At 24.8% G+C, this 638-nt stretch carries 2 protein-coding genes; both read left to right on the plus strand.

Going from position 1 to position 638, the window contains the following annotated elements; translation table 11 throughout:
• Positions 1-247 (plus strand): hypothetical protein (locus tag FLP08_RS16340; RefSeq protein ID WP_162431116.1); only part of this gene is annotated, 247 nt, incomplete at its 5' end.
• Between the two features lie 69 nt (positions 248-316).
• Positions 317-631, plus strand: coding sequence for a hypothetical protein (locus FLP08_RS15475; protein WP_156278075.1), 315 nt, complete (start codon positions 317-319; stop codon positions 629-631).
• Positions 632-638: the final 7 nt, after the last annotated feature.

The following is a 638-nucleotide window of genomic DNA, read 5'->3' on the forward strand; positions in this document are numbered from 1 at the left end:
GCATGGAGGTAACTACGAATCTTTAGAAAGAGTAGGCACAAATAAAGAGAAAGAATTATTCATAGATAATGACATATTTGAAAAAATAGATGAATTAGTACATAACCAATATTTGATAAAAAATAACTTAGCTTCAAGAAAATTTAGCGACCAATTAAATATTGAAATAGAAAAAAATCTAGAAAATAAAAGTCTAAAAAATTATATTGATCAATTAGCAAAAAAGTACTACGATACGAAAAAATAGAAAAGTACTTTAATTCAATAATTGACTATACTTTGGTTGGCTTCTAAATAAAGGTTCTCAATAATTCTAATGAAATTAATCCTTTCAATAGTAACAATTCTTCTCAGTGGATTAATTGCTTTTATAAACCTTCGTGAATTTTATATCGTAAAAATACTTAGTGAGACAGCAAAATATCCTTTTGGTGGAGAAGGCCCAGTCCCCTATTATTATAAATCAAGTGAACTTTATTCTAAAGTTGTTCTAATATGGGGAATAATATTTATTACAATTTTAATCCTTGGAATTATTTCAACAATTAGAGTTCAAAATAAAATTATTAGAAAGCTTTTTATTATTAACCTTTCATTAATCGGTTTAAATATTATTCAAGGTTTTTTCTGATACTAAA

The sequence above is a fragment of the Christiangramia aestuarii genome, assembly GCF_009735585.1.
GTDB classification, from domain to species: domain Bacteria; phylum Bacteroidota; class Bacteroidia; order Flavobacteriales; family Flavobacteriaceae; genus Christiangramia; species Christiangramia aestuarii.

Excerpts from the sequence above, each read along its gene's own strand:
- FLP08_RS15475 (WP_156278075.1), top strand. The coding sequence starts at position 317 with ATGAAATTAATCCTTTCAATAGTAACAATTCTTCTCAGTGGATTAATT.